Annotated in this window: 12 protein-coding genes; 6 read left to right on the top strand and 6 right to left on the bottom strand. The window is 75.3% G+C overall.

All coding sequences use genetic code 11. From position 1 onward, the window contains the following. Positions 1 to 2 precede the first annotated feature (2 nt). The 3 genes from QP090_RS37135 to QP090_RS37125 all read right to left on the bottom strand — a co-directional run bounded on the left by QP090_RS37135 (position 3) and on the right by QP090_RS37125 (position 5,132). Entirely contained in the window at positions 3 to 3,200 is a 3,198-nt protein-coding gene (locus QP090_RS37135) for a condensation domain-containing protein (RefSeq protein WP_285944470.1), read from the bottom strand. Beyond that, positions 3,197 to 4,468 (bottom strand): serine hydroxymethyltransferase, encoded by a 1,272-nt coding sequence (gene glyA, locus QP090_RS37130; RefSeq protein ID WP_285944468.1) that lies wholly within the window; start codon positions 4,466 to 4,468, stop codon positions 3,197 to 3,199. Before glyA ends, QP090_RS37135 begins: the two co-directional genes overlap by 4 nt. Positions 4,469 to 4,664: 196 nt before the next feature. Continuing rightward, entirely contained in the window at positions 4,665 to 5,132 is a 468-nt protein-coding gene (locus tag QP090_RS37125) for a MarR family winged helix-turn-helix transcriptional regulator (RefSeq protein ID WP_285944467.1), read from the bottom strand. Positions 5,133 to 5,215: 83 nt separating this feature from the next. Between QP090_RS37125 and QP090_RS37120 the strand changes: the two genes are divergently transcribed. Continuing rightward, positions 5,216 to 7,102, top strand: a complete 1,887-nt coding sequence (locus QP090_RS37120; protein ID WP_285944465.1) for an ABC transporter ATP-binding protein — start codon at positions 5,216 to 5,218, stop codon at positions 7,100 to 7,102. 23 nt (positions 7,103 to 7,125) lie between these two features. Here QP090_RS37120 and QP090_RS37115 read toward each other — a convergent pair whose 3' ends face one another. Continuing rightward, the gene (locus QP090_RS37115) at positions 7,126 to 7,488 is read right to left on the bottom strand and encodes an STAS domain-containing protein (RefSeq protein WP_285944463.1); all 363 of its coding nucleotides are present in this window, start codon (positions 7,486 to 7,488) and stop codon (positions 7,126 to 7,128) included. Positions 7,489 to 7,847: 359 nt separating this feature from the next. On the opposite strand from QP090_RS37115, the gene QP090_RS37110 reads away from it, so the two are divergent. Both QP090_RS37110 and QP090_RS37105 read left to right on the top strand, forming a co-directional pair. Next, a complete protein-coding gene (locus tag QP090_RS37110; protein WP_285944461.1) occupies positions 7,848 to 9,053 on the top strand; it encodes a hypothetical protein in 1,206 nt (401 codons plus the stop codon). A 78-nt stretch (positions 9,054 to 9,131) separates the two neighbouring features. Then, a complete protein-coding gene (locus tag QP090_RS37105) occupies positions 9,132 to 9,551 on the top strand; it encodes an RNA-binding S4 domain-containing protein (protein ID WP_285944459.1) in 420 nt (139 codons plus the stop codon). Between the two features lie 45 nt (positions 9,552 to 9,596). Here QP090_RS37105 and QP090_RS37100 read toward each other — a convergent pair whose 3' ends face one another. Next, complete coding sequence (locus QP090_RS37100; RefSeq protein WP_285944457.1) at positions 9,597 to 11,072, bottom strand: FGGY-family carbohydrate kinase; 1,476 nt, start codon at positions 11,070 to 11,072, stop codon at positions 9,597 to 9,599. Between the two features lie 174 nt (positions 11,073 to 11,246). On the opposite strand from QP090_RS37100, the gene QP090_RS37095 reads away from it, so the two are divergent. Beyond that, on the top strand, positions 11,247 to 13,331 hold the full coding sequence (locus QP090_RS37095; RefSeq protein WP_285944455.1) for an ATP-binding protein: 2,085 nt from the start codon (positions 11,247 to 11,249) through the stop codon (positions 13,329 to 13,331). Positions 13,332 to 15,083: 1,752 nt separating this feature from the next. On the opposite strand, the gene QP090_RS37090 is transcribed toward QP090_RS37095, so the two are convergent. Further along, complete coding sequence (locus QP090_RS37090; protein ID WP_285944453.1) at positions 15,084 to 16,607, bottom strand: acyl-CoA synthetase; 1,524 nt, start codon at positions 16,605 to 16,607, stop codon at positions 15,084 to 15,086. 222 nt (positions 16,608 to 16,829) lie between these two features. Here QP090_RS37090 and QP090_RS37085 point away from each other — a divergent pair, with 222 nt between their 5' ends. Both QP090_RS37085 and QP090_RS37080 read left to right on the top strand, forming a co-directional pair. After that, entirely contained in the window at positions 16,830 to 17,171 is a 342-nt protein-coding gene (locus tag QP090_RS37085; protein ID WP_285944451.1) for a hypothetical protein, read from the top strand. A gap of 339 nt (positions 17,172 to 17,510) precedes the next feature. Further along, a partial coding sequence (locus QP090_RS37080) for a Clp protease N-terminal domain-containing protein (protein ID WP_285940114.1) occupies positions 17,511 to 17,642 on the top strand: 132 nt, incomplete at its 3' end.

Below are 17,642 nucleotides of genomic sequence, written 5' to 3'. Positions count from 1 at the left end.
CCTCAGGCCGTCTCCGCCGCCTGGGCGTACTCCCTCAGCCCGCGCGCGCGGAAGATGTCGGCGAGGTCCACGTCGCGGCCGAGGATCTCGCGCATCCGCTCCCCGGCCCGCAGGGCGAGCGCCGGGCCGCCGCCGAGGTCGAAGAAGTCCGCGTCGGGGCGGGTGATCCGGACGCCCAGCAGATCGGACCACACGCGCGCGACCCGTTCCTCGGCGGGGGAGGCGAGCGCGGTCCCGGCCGGCGCCCCGGAGGGGGAGGGGAGGGCGCGGCGGTCGAGTTTCCCGATGGTGGTCACGGGAATCCGGTCGATCGCGACGAACGCGGCCGGAACGTCCTCGGGCGGGCACGCGCGCAGCAGGAACCGGCGGAGTTCGAACGGCGACGCGGAGCGTCCGGGGTGGAGGACGACGTAGGCGACGCCGCCGAGGTCCGGGTGGCCGGCGACGGTCGACGCGGCGACGCCCGGGTGCGTTCCGAGGACCGCGTTCACCTCCTCCGGATCCGTCCCGGCGCCCGGCCCCGCGCGCCCGGCGGCGCGTCCGAGGATCTCCACCGTCCCGTCGGACCGGTAGCGCCCCCGGTCGCCGGTGCGGAAGACCACGTCGGACGGGTCGTCCCGGAACGGGTTGGGCGCGTAGCCGCCCGTGGCCCGCCGGTCCAGGTAGCCGAGGGCCGCGTAGGGCGTGCGGATGATGGCTTCGCCGATCTCGCCCGGCGCGCACGGCGTCCCGCCGCGCGTCACGAGGACGATCTCCGCACCGGGGATGCCCGACCCCGCCGGGACCCGCCCGGCGCCCGGGCGCGGTGGGACGCGGTGGAAGGTCTGGACCATGGTGCACTCGCTGGCGCCGTAGAGGTTGACCACCTCGGCGCCGGGGGCCAGGGTGCGGAACCGGTCCGCGAGCCGTCCCGACAACGGCTCCCCGGCGAAGAACAGCAGCCTCAGCCGGTCGAGCGGCCCGGCGTCGGGCCATGACGTGGGCGACGCCAGCGACGCCAGCGACGCCGCGGCGAGCGAGGGGATGGTGTGCGCCATGGTGATCCCTGCGTCCCGCATCCAGGGCAGCAGCAGCACCGCGTCGCCCCCGAGCGCCTCCGCGCCGGACGGAAGGCACAGGCACGCGCCACTGGTCAGCGGTGTGAGCACGTCCCGCAGCAGCGCGTCGGCGCTGAGGCTGATCAGGGGCGCGCACCGGTCGCCGACGCCGACGCCGAACTCCCGGCCCTGCCAGGAGATGAAGTGCGACAGCCCGTTGTGCCGTCCGAGCAGCGCCTTGGGGGTCCCCGTCGAACCGGACGTGAAGCACACGTAGGCCGGATCGTCGGGCCCCGGCCGTCCACCGGCGGGACGGCCGGGCCGCCCGCCGCCGCGCACGGCCGTCACGTCGGCGCCGTCGGCGCTGAGCAGGACGGTCTCCACTGGCGCGGCCATCGCCCCGGCGGCCGATTCCCGGTCGAGCGCGAGCACCGTGCGCGCGCCCGCCCCCGCGACCATGGCCCGGCGCCGGGCCGGTGGCAACGCGGTGTCGACGAGGAGCAGCACCCCGTGGGCGAGCCACACCGCCCAGAGCGCGGCGTACAGATCCGGGCACTTGTACCGCGTGGCGACGGCGACCACGTCGCCCGGAGCGTGCCCGGCGGACCGCAGGGCGTCCGCCAGTTCGTGCGCCCGCGCGGAGAGGTCGCCGTAGGACCGGTGCCGCGTCCCCTGGACGAGCGCCGGGCGCTCGCGGTCGCGGTCCGTCGACTCCTCCAGCAGGTCCGTGATCAGCGGGTGCGTGCGGCGGCGGGGCGGGCGCGCGGGCTCGGGCAGCACGCGCCGATGCGCCAGCGTGATCAGCGGGACGTCGTGAACGGGGGTGTCCGGGTGCTCGGCGACGCCGCGCAGCAGGACGGGGAACGCCCCGAGCAGGGACGCGACGGACTCCGGGGCGAAGCGGTCGTCGTGGAAGACCGCGGTCACGTCCAGGCGCCCGCCGCCCGCGGGCTCGACGCGCACCGCGAGCGGGAGGCGGGGGTCCGCGCGGGGAGGCTCGGCGGGGGAGAAGCGGACCCCCGCGCTCATGGTCCCGGCCGCGGGCGCGCCGTCGAGGTCGAACGTCACCGCGGCGAGCGGGCACGCGTCGATGTACCGCCTCGGCCGGAGCTCCTCGACGATCCTGGCGGAGGGCGGGCCCGCGTTGGCGCGGGCGGCGCGGACGGTCTCCCGCACGCGGGCCAGGGCGTCCGGGAACGCCGGGCCGTCCGCGAGGTCGATCCGCAGCGGCAGGACGTCGTCGAACGGCCCGACCAGCGGTTCCAGGTCACCGTTCCCCCGGCCGGTGACCGTGGTGCCCACCACGATGTCGTCCCGCCCGCCGAAACGGGCCAGCAGCACCGCGAACGCGGCGAGGAGCGCCTCGAACGGGGAGGCGTCGTGCGCGGCGGCGAGCGCCGCGAGACCGGAGGCCGCGTCCGGCGGGATCCGGACCCGCTCCCGCGCCCGGGAGGGACGGCGGTCCGGCGCGCCGCCGTCCGGCCCGATCCCCGTCCGGCCGGACGGGGGCAGGGCCGGTCCGGCAGGCGCGCCCGCGAGGCGATCCCGCCAGTAGGACAGCTCGCCGGCGAACGTCCGGCCGCGCTGCCACGCGGCGAAGTCGGCGTACTGGAGCCGCGGCGCGGACGCCGCCGCCCGCCCGCCCGCGGCGTCCCCGGCGTAGCCCGCGGCCACCTCGTCGGCGAGGATGCGCATCGACCGGGCGTCGGCCGCGATCGGGTGCGCCACCAGCACCAGCACGTGCTCGCGGTCTGCCACCCGCAGGAGAACGGCCCGTAGCAGCGGCGGAGCGGCCAGATCGAAGGGTTCGCCCCGCGCCTGCGACACCCGCTCGCCGATGTCACCGGCCGGACGAGCGTCCACGACGAACGCCTCCGCGACGTCCGCGACGCGGCGCGCGGGGCGCCCGTCCACGGTGACGAAGCCGGTGCGCAGCACCTCGTGACGGCGGGCGGCCTCCCGGACGGCGCGCCGCAACGCCCCGGCGTCCAGCCCGCCCGTCAGGCGCAGCACCACCGAGACGTTCGGGGGCGCCGCGCCGGGGGCGATCCGTTCGAGGAACCACGTCCGTTCCTGCGCGGCGGACAGCGGCGCCCCGGCACGGCCGTCGCCCAGCGGGACGGGCCCGGTCCCTTCCCCCGCCACCGCGGGATCGGCGGTCACGCGAGCGAGGAGTAGACCGGGTGCTTCGCCGCCACGGTGTTCACCCGCGACCGCAGGATCTCGGCGTCGGTGCCGTCCAGATCGGGCCGCAGGGTTCTGGCGATGATGTCGGCGACCTCTTCGAAGTCCTCGCTCTGGAACCCGCGGGCGGCGAGCGCCGAACTGCCGATGCGCAGGCCGGAGGTCACCAGCGCCGGACGCGGGTCGAACGGCACCATGTTGCGGTTGACGGTGATGCCGATGTCGTAGAGGCGGTCCTCCGCTTCGCGGCCGTCCAGCGCGGAGTCGCGGAGATCGAGGACGACGAGGTGCACGTCGGTGCCGCCGGTGAGGACCGCCACCCCCGCCTCCGCCGCGTCCGCCCGGCGCATCCGCTCGGCGATGATCGCGGCGCCCTGGACCGTCCGCCGCTGCAGCTCCCGGAACTCCCCGCTCTGCGCGATCTTGAAGGCGACCGCCTTGGCGGCGATGACGTGCGCGAGCGGCGCCGCCTGCTGGCCGGGGAACACCGCCGCGTCGATCCGCCGCGCGTGCTCCCGCCGGCACAGGATCATCCCGCCCCGCGGGCCGCCGAGCGTCTTGTGCGTCGTCGAGGTCACCACGTCGGCGTGCGGGACCGGGTTCGGGTGGACGCCCGCGGCGACGAGCCCGGCGAAGTGCGACATGTCGATCAGCAGGAAGGCGCCCACCTCGTCGGCGACCCGGCGGAACGCGGCGAAGTCGATCCGGCGCGGGTAGGCCGACCAGCCCGCGACGATCAGCCTGGGCCGGTGCTCGCGCGCGAGCCGCGCCATCTCGCCGACGTCGATGATCGAGTCGGACTCCCGGACCTGGTACGACACCGTGTCGTAGAAGCGTCCGGAGAAGTTCGCGGCCATCCCGTGCGTGAGGTGGCCGCCGTGCGCCAGGTCCAGCCCGAGGATGGTGTCGCCCGGATCGAGCAGGGCCATGTAGGCGGCGGCGTTGGCCTGGGCGCCCGAATGCGGCTGCACGTTGGCGTGCTCGGCCTGGAACAGGGACTTCGCCCGGTCGATCGCCAGCGACTCCATGACGTCGACGTGCTCGCATCCCGCGCAGTAGCGCTTGCCGGGATATCCCTCCGCCAGCTTGTTGACCAGGACCGACCCCTGCGCGTCCAGCACCGCCCGGGGCGCGACGTTCTCCGAGGCGATCATGACGAGCGTGTCCCGCTGCCGCGACAGTTCGTCGGCCAGCACTTTCGCGATCTCCGGATCGGTTTGGGCGAGTGAACGATCGACCAGCGTCATGACGATGACAACCCCTGGAGGAAGGCGGCCGAAGGGCACGGACGTCGGCCGCGGAGGTGTGGCGGTCGGGCCGCGCTACGGTCGGGCGGCCCTGTCGAGGGAGCTTTCCGGTGCGGTCGGGGCGCGCACGTAGGCGATCTTCTCTCCGCGGACCGGGCAATTCAAGGGTCCGGAACGCAGCCACATCCGGCCACGGTCAGCGGGGGTCCGCCGGTCCGAGGTGCCCCCGGCGGCGCCGGGACGGGCCGCACGGGGCAGCGGTGTCGATGACGGCGAGCAGTTCGCGGAGCGTCTCGCGCTGGCCGGCGGACAGGGGCGCCAGCACCTCCTCGGCGACCTCCCGCCGCACCGAGGCCATCCGGGCACGGATGGCGCGGCCCTCGGCGGTCGGCACGACCAGGGTCGAACGGCGGTTGGCCGGATCGGGCGTCCGGGTGACCAGGCCGGCCTCCTCCAGCGCGTCGACCAGCGTGGTGACCGAGCGCGGCACCACCCCCAGCAGGGTGGCGAGCTCGGCCATCCGCGGCGGCGCGTCCGCGCGGACGATCACGCGCAGTGCCCGCGCCTGGGCGGGGGTGAGCCCTAGCGGGGCCAGGTGCTCGACCTGCCTGCCGCGCATCCGGCGCGCCGCCCGCAGGAACAGGTCGGCCAGCTCGTCGTCCATGAAGCGGAGTTTAGCTCATAGTTGAGGAAATAATTATGAGGCAAGCTCAGTTAGGTCGGTATCGACCTGTGGAGGAGCCGCCCGTGAAGTCTCCCGAAGCCGAGACCGAAGCCCTGACCAAGACCGAAGCCCCGACCGAGATCGAGGCCAAGACCGAGGCCGCGACCGAGACCGGGGAGCGGCCGGCGCAGGTCCGGCGCGTCCTGCGGCTCTTCCGTCCCTACCGGGGCCGCCTCGCGGGGGTCCTCCTGCTCGTCGGCCTGTCGTCGCTGGTCGGGCTCGCCTCGCCGTTCATGCTGCGCGCGGTCCTGGACGTCGCGCTGCCGGAGGGCCGGACCGGGTTGCTGACGCTGCTGGCCGCCGGCATGATCGCCGTCGCCGTCGCGACCAGCGTGTTCGGCGTCCTCCAGACCTACATCTCCACCGGAGTCGGCCAGCGCGTCATGCACGACCTGCGCACCGCCGTCTACGCGCACCTCCAGCGGATGCCGCTGGCGTTCTTCACCCGGACCCGCACCGGTGAGGTCCAGTCGCGGATCGCCAACGACATCGGCGGGATGCAGTCGACCGTCACCTCGACCGCGACGTCGCTGGTGTCCAACTTCACCTCGGTCATCGCCACCGTGATCGCGATGGCCGCGCTGGACTGGCGGCTGACCCTGGTGTCGCTGCTGATGCTGCCGTTCTTCGTCTGGGTGAGCCGCCGGGTCGGCGCCGAGCGCCGGAAGATCACCTCGCGGCGGCAGCGCCGGATGGCCGGGATGTCGGCCATCGTGGAGGAGTCGCTGTCGGTGAGCGGCGTCCTGCTGGGCCGCACGATGGGACGGTCCCGCGCGCTCACCGAGCGGTTCGCCGCCGAGTCGCGCGAGCTGGCCGACCTGGAGATCAGCTCCAGCATGGCCGGCCGCTGGCGCCAGTCGACGATCCAGATCGTCATGTCGGCGATGCCCGCCGTCATCTACTGGGCCGCGGGCCTCACCGTCTCCCAGGGCACCCCGCTCGTCTCGATCGGCACGCTGGTCGCCTTCACCACCCTCCAGGCGGGCCTGCTCCGCCCGATGGTCATGCTGCTCCAGACCGGCGTGGACGTGCAGAGCTCGATGGCGCTGTTCGGCCGCATCTTCGAGTACCTGGACCTGGAGCCCGGCATCGAGGAGCCCGCCGCGCCCCGGCCGCTGCCCGCGCCGCGCGGCACCGTCCGGTTCGAGCACGTCGGCTTCTCCTACGACGGCGAGTCGGGCGAGGCGCTCCGCGACATCGACGTGACCGTCCCGGCCGGCACCTCTCTGGCCGTCGTCGGCGAGACCGGATCGGGCAAGACCACGCTCAGCTACCTGGTGCCGAGGCTGTACGACGCGACGTCCGGACGGGTCGCCATCGACGGCGTGGACGTCCGCGACCTGGCCTTCTCCGACCTGTCGGACGCCGTCGGCGTGGTGTCGCAGGAGACCTACCTGTTCCACGCCTCGGTCGCCGACAACCTGCGCTTCGCCAAGCCGGACGCGACCGACGAGGAGCTGCGCGCCGCCGCCCGCGCCGCCCAGATCGACGGCCACATCGCCGGGCTGCCCGACGGCTACGACACCCTCGTCGGGGAGCGCGGCTACCGCTTCTCCGGCGGAGAGAAGCAGCGGCTGGCGATCGCCCGCACCATCCTGCGCAACCCGCCGGTCCTGGTGCTGGACGAGGCGACCAGCGCCCTGGACACCCAGACCGAACGCGCCGTCCAGCGGGCCATCGACGCCCTCGCCGAGGGCCGGACGACCATCACCATCGCCCACCGGCTGTCCACCGTCCGCGACGCCGACCAGATCATCGTGCTCGACCACGGCCGGATCGCCGAACGCGGCACCCACGACGAACTGCTGGCGGCGGGCGGCCGCTACGCCGCCCTCGTCGCCAAGGACGGCGTTCCGGCCGCGGCGGACGCGGGCACGGTGCCCGCGCTCAGCGGGCTCACCGCCGGCTGATCACCGCCCGGCCGGGAGCCTCCTCAGCCGGCGTGGCGCCGCGGGCGGGCGAGCGCGGCGCGGGCGGTGGCCAGGTCCGGGGCGATCGCGACCCGCCTGGCCAGGCCCGCCGCGTCGCAGACCCGGCGGACCAGGCCGCGGGCGGGCAGCACCACCCACATCGGGACCCCCAGGGCGGTGGCCCGCATCTGGGCGCGGTCGATCGTTGCCAGCGCGCTGGAGTCGCAGAACTCGCAGGTGGTCAGGTCGAGGACGAGGCCGGGCGCGCCGTTGTCGAGGTGTTGCAGGGCCTGGTCCAGCACCAGGTCGGCGTTGCCGATGTCGACCTCCGCGGGGAAGGCGACCACCGCGCTGGTGTCCTCGATGCTTGCTCCTCCGAGTCTCATCCTGTGCTCCTTGCCGGGATCGGCAGCGGGCTCGCTCAGCTGATCGGGGGCTGAACTCACACCATAAACACTAAATCTGGACGAACTATGAAAGAAGTGGTCAAAAATGTGGTCGGCACCGCCCAAGGCGGGCGGTGCCGGCCGACGGGCGGGCCCGGCGGGAAGAGCCCCCTTACCCGGCCGGCCAGCCGTCGCCGTGATCGCTGGTCAGGCGCCCTCCGGCTCGGCTACTGTCACGCCAGGATGACGCTGACCGCACGTCCGGACACGGAGCGTGTCGACCGGGCCCGGCGTCCGGCGGCCCATCGACCTGCGCGGGCCGGGCCCGGTTCGCGGAGCCGACGCAGAGAGGCCGCAGCATGGGTGGTTTCCCGTACGCACTGCCAGGAACGATGCCGCCCCGGGGCGACCTGAACTGGGACGTCCCGCTCAACGCCAACCTCGCCGACTTGAAGAGCCGGGTGCTGATCGACGAGGCGGCCTACGGCGCCCCCCTGGACGCGTTCTCGGGCGCCACCGACGACGCCAAGCTCACCGCGGCGATGAAGTACGCGGCGGCGCAGACCCGGCCCCCCGCGATCGTGCTCGCCAACCGCGCGCACTCCTTCAGCGGCCCCCGCGCCTACTACAACGGGTTCCGGATGGTGGGGAGCCTCGGCACCGGCGAGCGCGAGTTCGCCGGGACGGGCCCGCAGTGCGTGGTGACGGCCTCCAGCAGCGCGAAGGTCCCCGCCCTGTTCGCGGTCCCGAGCGGCGGCGTGAAGAACATGTGGGTCTCGGGGATCCAGTTCCGCGCCGCGTCCGGCAGGGTGAACTTCCAGCAGCCCGCCACCGACTTCGCCGCCGGGCCGATCATGAGCGACGCCACCTTCCTCGACCTGGCCTGGGTCGGGTTCGCCACCGTCCAGCACGCGCGCCACCTGCGCGTGCGCATCGACCGCACCTACACCAACGGCGGCGGCGACACGCAGTTCAAGCTGGCCGGCAGCGACAACTACTACTGGCAGAACGGCGGCTACCTGTCGAGCACGCGGCTGGCGGCGACGAAGTTCTACTGCTGGTTCACCCACATGTCGCGCAGCCAGTTCGGCCCGCTGTACATCACCCCGGAGAAGGCCACCGGGATCAGGATCGACGGCTCGCACGGCGGGTTCGTCTTCACCGGGACCCTCCTCGACAGCACCGGGCGCACCGGCACCACCGCGTGCCAGGGCGCCGCGCTGCTGGTCACCGGCGGCAAGGGGCACGTCTTCGACAAGCTGTGGTTCTTCAACAACTGCGTGAACCCGGCCACCACCGGCCGGTCCCCCCGCGACCGGGGCCAGGCGTTCCTGCGCGGCTCGGCGTCGGAGGTGCTGTTCAGCGGCTGCCAGTTCGCCGGGTTCGGCGACCAGCCCGGCCAGACGCCGTCCGGCACCCCGGCGATCTACGCGGCGACCGGCGTGCGCGGCGTCAAGGTCGTCGCGCCGATGGCCCCGGCCGGCGGCACCCGGCTCCTCCAGCAGCAGAGCGCCGGGATCATCGGCAAGTACGCGGCGGACGACTGGTCCCTCGCGGTCGCCTGACCGCGGCGTCCGATCGCGGCGCCCGTCCGGGACGCGTGATCGCGGCGGCGGCGTCCCGGGGCCGGTTAGGGTCGTGGCATGACGGAGGTCGAGGGGACGGTACGGGTCGATGTGTGGCTCTGGTCCGTCCGGCTGCTGAAGACCCGGTCGATGGCCGGCGCCGCCTGCCGGGCCGGGCACGTGCGGGTCAACGACGAGCGCGCCAAGCCCGCCTCCGCGGTGCGGCCGGGCGACCAGGTGCGGCTGCGGCACGGCGGGCGCGAGCGGATCGTCGTCGTGCAGCGCGTCGTGCGGAAGCGGGTCGGACCCGCCGCCGCCGCGGAGTGCCTGATCGACAACAGCCCGCCACCGCCGCCGCGCGAGGCCCTGATCCCGGTGGGACGGCGCGACCGCGGTGCGGGACGTCCCACCAAGCGCGACCGGCGCGAGCTGGAACGCCTCCGGGCCCACCTCGGCGAGCCGGAGCCGGAGCCGGGCCCTGGTCCGGACCCGGACTGAGGTCCCGGCCCGGGGGGTTCAGCGGGTCGGCGGGTGTTGCGTCGATCAGGTCTGCCGGGCGGCGAGGGCGTGGACGATCCCGGCGGTGGCCGGGTAGAGGTCCCGGTAGAGCCCGTACAGCTCGTCATAGTCGCGGGTGGCGCGCTCGTCCGGCTCGACGGTGCCCGCCTGCGGGTTCCATCCGCTCGTGTCGGAGACCAGGCCCGCGGCCCGTCCGGCCAGCAGGGCGTCGCCGTAGGAGGCGCCGATCGTGTACGTCGGGACGCTCTGCGGGCGGCCCAGCACGTCCGAGACGATCTGGGGCCACAGGTCGCCCCTGGTGCCGCCGCCCACCGCGACCAGGCGCCGGGCCTCGCCGCCCGCCTCCCGCATCGTCTCCATGTTGTGCCGCACGCCGTAGGCGGTGCCCTCCAGCGCCGCGCGGTACAGGTGGCCGCGCCCGTGCCGCAGCGTCAGCCCGGCCACCACGCCCCGGGCGGACGGGTCGAACAGCGGGGTCCGCTCACCGGCGAAGTACGGCAGCATGAGCAGCCCGTCCGAGCCGCGCCCGACCGCGCGGGCCTCCTCCACGAGCCTGGCGTACGGCCGCCCGGTGAGGTCGCGCAGCCAGGACGTGACCGCGCCCGAGGTCGCCATCCCGGCCGCCAGGCAGTAGGTCCCCGGCTCGACGCCCACGGTGCCCCAGAGCGTGGGCCAGGTGCGGCGCGCGTTCAGGACCTCCACCAGGAACATCGTCGTCCCGTACATCAGCATGACGTCGCCGGGGGCGGTGACGCCGACCGAGACCGCCTCGGCCCAGGAGTCGATCGTCCCGGCGATCACCGGGGTGCCGGCGGGCAGCCCGGTCTCGTCCGCCGCCGCGGCGTGCACGGTCCCGGCGATCTCGCCGGGCCAGGCCAGCGGCGGCAGCTCCAGGCCGGGCGCGATCTCCTCGGCCCAGTCGCCGATCCACGCGTTGGCCCCGGAGTCGTACAGCGGGGCGCACTGGCTCGCCGAGTGGTGGTCGAGCACGTACGCGCCGGTCAGCTCGTGCACCAGGTACGAGGCGGCCATGAACAGCCGCCGCGTCCGCGCCCAGACGTCCGGCTCGTGCCGCCGCAGCCAGGCCAGCTTCGGGCCCACCGCCTGGGAGGTCAGCGGCGACCCGGCCCGCCGCAGGACGGTCTCGGCCCCGTACGCCTCGGTCTGCTCGGCGATCTCGGCGACCGCGCGGGTGTCGACGCCGTACAGGATCGCCGGGCGCAGCGGCTCGCCGGACGCGGTGGCGGGCAGCGCACACGGGCCGATGCCGCTGACGCCGGCCGCCGCCACGTCCGCCCCGGGCACCGCGGCCAGCAGCTCCCGCGTGATCGCGGTGAAGCCGCCCCACCACACCGCGCGGGCGTCGTGCTCGGCCCATCCGGGATGCGGGCTGGAGACCGCGTGGTCGCGGACCGCGGTCGCGACGACCTCGCCCTCGGGCGTCACCAGCACGCCCTTGGCCCCGGAGGTTCCGATGTCGACGCCGAGCAGCAGGGGCATGGTCCGTCCTTCGGTCGGGAGCGGGCGGGCGCCGGTGCGGGCCCGCCGCCACCACCTCTAGCAGGTGCGGGCCGGGACGGGGCCGTCCCCGCCGCGTTCCGGCCCGGATCCGGCACCGCGCCGTCCGCGTCCCGGTCATACTGGCGGGGGCAAACGAGGCGTGGGGTTGGGGACATGGCCGAATCCGATGGACGCGTGATGAACACGATGGACGGCGTGCAGGGGGCCGCGCTGGTGGTCCAGGCGGGGTCGATCGGCACGCTCGGGCTCCCCCCGGTCCCGGCTCCGCCGGTCCTGGTGCCGAGGCAGCTTCCGGCCGGGCCGGCCGTGTTCGTCAACCGCCGCGCCGAGCTGGAGACGCTGGAGCGGCTGCTGACCCGGCGCGGCGACCAGCCCGCCGTGGTGGTGCTGAGCGGCCTCGGCGGGGTCGGCAAGACCGGCCTCGGCCTGCACTGGGCCCGCGCGGCCGGCCCCCGGTTCGACGGCGGCCAGCTCTACGCCGACCTCGCGGCGCTGCGGCATCGCGGCGGCGTCGACGTCGGGGACGTCCTCGGCGACTTCCTGCGGGCGCTCGGCGCCAAGGAGGACGCGATCCCGGCGGGCCTGGAGCAGCGGGCCTCGCTGTACCGGACGATGGCCGCCGGCCGGCGGCTGCTGGTCGTCCTGGACAACGTCGAGCACGCCGCGCAGGTGACCCCGCTGATCCCCGGCTCGGCCGGCGCCGCGGTGGTCGTGATCAGCCGCCGCCGGCTGACCGGCCTGCTGGTCGCGGGCGCCGTCCCGGTCCGGCTGGACCCGCTCGACGGCCCGCAGGGCGTCCGGCTGATCAGGGAGATGCTCGCCGACTCCCGGGTGGACGAGGAGCCCGAGGCGGCCGGCGAGGTGGCGCGCCTGTGCGGCGGGCTGCCCATCGCGCTCCGGGTGTGCGCGGCCCGGCTGGTCGGACGGAGCGGGCAGGGCATCGGGCGGCTGTCGGCCGCCCTCGCCGACGAGGAGCGCAGGCTGGAACGCCTCACCGCCGAGGGAGTGCCGATCGTGGAGGCCGTGTTCGACGCCGCGTATGCGGGGCTGCCCGCCGAGGCCGCCGCGCTCTACCGGGGGCTCGGGGCGCATCCCGGCCCGGAGTTCTCGCCGGACGCCGTCGGCGCGATCACCGGACGCGGCCCGGACGCGTCCGCCGGGACGGTCGAGGTCCTGCTGGAGGCCAGCCTCCTGGAGGAGGTCGGTGCGGACCGGTACCGGTTCCACGACCTGGTCCGCCTGCACGCGCGTGCGCGCGCCCGCGAGGCGGGCGAGACCGGGTGCCCGATCGTAGAGTGGTACCTGGCGCGGGCCAAGGCCGCAGACCGCGCCGCGCTCGGCCGGCGCCTCCGCCTCGCCGACGACCCGGGCGAGGGCGCAGGTTCGGAGGAGGGCGCGGGCCCGCCCGCGGGCGAGGGGCCGGTCTTCGAGCGGCCCGCCGACGCCGCCGGGTGGCTGGAGCGCGAGCGCGCCAACCTCCTCGCCGCCGTGCGGCTGGCGGCCGACGAGGGGTGGGACGCGCTCGTCTGGCAGTTCGGCGAGGCGCTGTGGGCCCTGTACGACAACCGCGCCCACCTCGCCGACGAGCTGGAGGTCGCGCGGCTCGGGGTGGCGGCGGCCCGGCGCTGCGGGAACCGCCCGGCCGAGGCGCGGATGCACAACCAGGTGGTCCGCGCCCTGCTCAGGGCGGGGGAGCTCGACGCCGCCGCCGAAGCGGTGCCGGTGGCGCTGGAGGCCGCGGCGGAGTGCGGGCACCACCGGGTCGAGTCCGCGGTGATCGAGTCCGCCGGGCTGGTCCGGCTGAGGCGCGGCGACCACGACGCGGCGATCGCGGCGTTCCGGCGGTCACGGGAGATCAACGCCGCGGCGGGGAACCGGCGCGGGGTGGCGATGCAGACCTACCATCTGGGCACCGCGCTGGGCGAGGCCGGCCGGTACGCCGCCGCGGCGGGCGAGCTGGCCCGCGCGATGGCGGGCATGGTGGAGATCGGCGACGAGCTCAGCCAGGCCAAGGTCGGGATCCGGCTCGGCGCGGTCCTGCCGCGTCTCGACCGTCCGGCGGAGGCCGTCGACGCCCTCGGCCGGGCCCTGGCGATCCTGGCCGTCCGGGACGAGCCCCGGCGAGAGGCGACCGCGCTGGAGCTGCTCGCCGACCTCCAGCCCGACCCGGAGGAGGCCGGGAGGTACCGGCGGCGCGCCCGGTCGCTGCGCGGCGTTCTCCCCGAGACCGGCGCATAGGCGCTAAAACGAGCGGGGGGGGGGTGGCATGGATGCGGACCTCACTGGCCCCCGCTTTGACCGTCATCGCGCCGTCGAGGGGGAGGCCCGCCAGGTGGCGGAGGTAGAGCGCTGACGCGCACAGCCCCACGTCCGCCCCGCGCGCGTGGACCCGGCGCCCGCCGCGCAGCGCGATCAGGCACCGTCCGGCCGGGAGCGCGGCGGCGGCGAGCTCGGACCCCGGATACCGCGCGAACACGCTCCCGGCCCACTCGTCGGCCTCGGCCCACGCCCCGGCCTCGGTTCCGCCCCCGGTCCCGGCCTCGCTCGAGCATGCCCGCCGCACGAAGATCGCGGCGCTCTCCAGCAGCCGCCGGTCGGCCTCCCGCTCGTCGACCACCAGGTGCGGGTCGGCGAGGCGGTCGCCGTCGTCCAGGACGGCGGGGTACCGCTCCATCTCCACCCGGTCCGGCCGCGCCGTCCCCTCGACGAGGAGGGCGGGCACGCCGCGTCCGCGCGGGACCGGCGCGGGCACCGGCCGCGACCGGGGCGGCACCGGCGGCTGCTCCAGTCCCATGAGCCCGTACAGCGCGGTGCGCAGGTTCGAGGCAGCGAGCCCGCGCATCGCGAGGGCGTCGGGCACCGCCGCGGGCGCGGTGAGGTCCTCGAGCTGCTCGAGCAGCCCGCGCGCCGGGTCCAGGCGGGGCTGCGCGCGGCCGAACGCGGCCAGCGGCGAGTCGGGGTCGAGTTCGGCCTCGCCGAACGCGGCGAGCAGCGTGGGCCGTCCGAGCGCCGCCGCGTAGTAGGTGACCGAGCCGTGGTCGCCGACGACCCGGTCTGCGGCGACCAGTGCGGCCCGCCACCCCTCCTCGGGCGGGATCAGCATCAGCCCGGCGCTCAGCGCCTCGGCGAGCCAGCCCTCGATCTGGAACGGGCCGTGCCGCGCCCACACGTTCGGGTGCAGGATCAGCGCCGCCCGGTACCGGTCGACGGGCAGCTCCGCCACCCAGCGCGCCAGCAGGTGCGGGCGCCGTCCGAACAGCGAGTCCGGGCCCCAGGTGGACGTCAGGACGAGCAGCCGCCGCCCGTCGCGGACGCCGAGCGCCTCGCGGTAGCGGTCGCGCATCGGCAGGCTGTCCACCATGCGGTCGAAGCTCGGGTCGCCGGCGACGAGCGCGACCTCGGCGGCCGGGGGGCAGGTGCGGCGGAGCCGTTCGAGCTGCTCCCCGTGGGACAGCACGATCGCCGCGGGCACCACCCGGCCTCGGTGCAGCAGCTGCCCGCCCGCGAGCCCCGAGGCCACGTCGGGACGGCCGGTGGCCGCCTCCACCAGCCGGTTGTGCCCCACGCCGTGCGGCATCACCACCACGGGCGCCTTCAGCCGGTGCAGCCCGCCGTTGGCGGAGGCGGACAGGGCCAGGTCGAACCGGGTCCGGACGGCCTCCCGCCACGGCAGCAGGCGGACGCGCAGCCCGTGCAGGAACGCGGGGACCTCGGCGCCGAACGCCGACCCCTCGTTGACGGTGAAGAACACCTGCACCCTGGTGTCGCCGTCGAAGACCGGCAGGACGTCGAGCAGGCGGCTCGCCGACGTCACCGTCCGCACGACCGCCAGGACCCGGCGCTCGGGGGCGAGGGTGCCCCAGCGGTCCCCCTCGCCGGCGACTCGCTGATTCAGCCTCATCCCGCCGACCACGCCGCCCTTTCGATCTTCTGCCGGGCGATCACCCTATCCGCCGCCCGGCGCAGCCCGGCCCGGCCCCGGGTACGAGGTCAGGGGGCGCCGTACGCGTCCCGCAGCGGGCCCTTGAGGATCTTGCCCGTGGCGTTGCGCGGGATCTCGTCGACGAGGACCGCCGACCTCGGCACCTTGTACTTGGCGATCCGCCCGGTCAGCGGCTCCAGCACGCGGTCGGCGGTCAGCCCGGAGCCGGGCCGCGCCACCACCACCGCGCGGCCCACCTCGCCCCAAGTGGGGTCGGGGACGCCGATGACCGCGCATTCCAGCACGTCGGGGTCGGCCAGCAGCGCGTTCTCGACCTCGGCGGGGTAGACGTTCTCGCCGCCGGAGATGATCACGTCCTTGAGCCGGTCCACGATGAAGGCGTAGCCGTCGGCGTCGACCCGCGCCGCATCGCCGCTGCGGAACCAGCCGCCGCTGAACGCCGCGGCGGTCTCCTCCGGCAGGCCCCAGTAGCCCGACATCACGTGCGGGCCGCTGACCACGACCTCGCCCGTCTCGCCGGGCGGCACCTCGGCCAGGTCGGGACCGACCACCCGGACGTCGCTGAAGAAGTGCGGCACGCCCGCCGAGCCGGCCTTGGACACCGCGTGCGCGGCGTCCAGGAACAGCGCGCCGGGCGCGGCCTCGGTCATCCCGTAGCCCTGGAGGAAGGTCAGGCCCCGGTCCTGGTAGGAGGCGATGAGCGAGGGCGGGACGGGGGCGCCGCCGCAGGTGAGCAGCCGCAGGGACGACACGTCGGCGTCCGCCCAGCGCGCCGCGCGGACCATCCGCTGGAACATCGTCGGCACCCCGAACATGAACGTGACCCGGTGCCGCTCGATCAGGTCCAGGGTGGCGTCGGGATCGAAGCCGGGGACCAGCACGCAGGCGCCGCCCTTGAGCAGCACCGGCAGCGTGAGCATGTTGAGCCCGGCGGAGTGGAACAGCGGGGCCGATACCAGCGCGACCTCGCCCGCGGCCAGGTCGTGGTCGACCAGCACGTTGACCGCGTTCCAGGTGATGTTGCCGTGGGTGAGCGTCGCCCCCTTGGGCCGCCCGGTGGTCCCGGACGTGTACATGATCATGCAGGGGTCGTCGAGGCTGACCGGCGTGTCGACCGACGCGGCGCCGGCCGCGGTCTCGATCAGCTCCTCGTACCCGCGCGCCCCCGGGCCGGGCCCGCCCAGCGCGAGGTGCGCGCGGACCTGGGCCCGGTGGCGGATCCCGTCCACCAGCCCGGCGTGCGCGGCGGAGTGCACCAGCACCGAGGCGCCCGAGTCGGTGAGCTGGAAGGCGATCTCCTCGCCGGTCAGCCGGGTGTTGAGCGGCACGAAGACGCCGCCGAGCATCCCGGTGGCGAACAGCGTCTCCAGGAAGGAGGGATGGTTCGGACCGAGGTAGGCGACCCGGTCGCCGGGCCGGACGCCCAGGCCGCGCAGCGCGTGCGCGAGGTGGGTGCACCGCTCGTGCAGGCCGGCGTAGCTGAGCGTCCGCCCCTCGTGGACGAGGGCGGTGGCGGTCGGGGTCTTGCGGGCGCGGCGGATCGGCCACGACCCGAGCCCTTCGTTGTGCATGAGGATCCCTTGGGGGGAGGGGACGGTGGGGGAACACAGGACGGGAGGTGCGGGGAGGCGCAGGGCACTAACCGCGCAGCCTGGCTGCGTTCTCCTTGAGGATCTTCGGCCGCACCGTGTCCTTCACCGGCCCGCGACGCGCGCGGGGACGCCCAGTACCCGATCGATGCGCGCGAACTGCTTGGGGGAGAGGCCGACGTCACTGGTGAACAGGTTGCGCAGATGGCGTTCGCTGACCCGACCCGCTCGGCGACGGCCCGCACCCCCTCCGGCCGCGCACCGGTGGACAGGCCCTCGGCCGCGGCCAGCAGCAGCCCGTTCCGCGCCAGGGCAGCGGAGGGCAGGACCGACAGCCGCGCCCGGAGGGCCGACTCCATCCGCCGGACGATCCCTCCGGGGTCGTCGCCGATGGCCGTGTCGGGCAGCCGGGTCAGCGTCCGGCGGCCGTGGACCTCGACCGTGGCCACGCCGGGGCCGGTGCCCCGCCGCGCCGCCGCCACCGGCCCCGAAGGCCCGTCCGGCCCGTCCGGGGCCTCGCTGAACGCCCGCATGCCCTCACGCTAGGACACCCGGGCCGTTGATCAGCCGCCCGAGTGTGCCGAAACTTCCTAGAGGCGCGACCCGGCCCGGGCGGACGCGCCGTCCGGCACCGAGGTGGTCTGCGGGGACTACGACAAGCGAGCCTCCCTCGGCGACGCGGTCGCGCACGCCACGACGCTCTTCCTCGCGACCGCGCCGAGCGCGGCCCCCGCCGCCGTGCGCCCGCCGGGTACCCGGCGGGCGCACGGCGCGTACCCCGTGCGGCAGGTGCCGCTCGCCCGCGGGCGAGTAGGCCGGTCCCCGTTTTGTCAGTAGAGTGAATACTCCGAACGTAGGCCCAGGCTGCTGCGAAGGGGCGACGAGATGTTCGAGAGGTTCACCGACCGTGCGCGGCGGGTTGTGGTTCTGGCTCAGGAAGAGGCCAGGATGTTGAACCACAACTACATCGGGACTGAGCACATCCTTTTGGGTTTGATCCATGAGGGTGAGGGTGTG

The organism is Actinomadura xylanilytica, assembly GCF_030283145.1.
Classification (GTDB): domain Bacteria; phylum Actinomycetota; class Actinomycetes; order Streptosporangiales; family Streptosporangiaceae; genus Spirillospora; species Spirillospora xylanilytica.
This window is presented reverse-complemented; position numbering and strand designations above follow the sequence as displayed.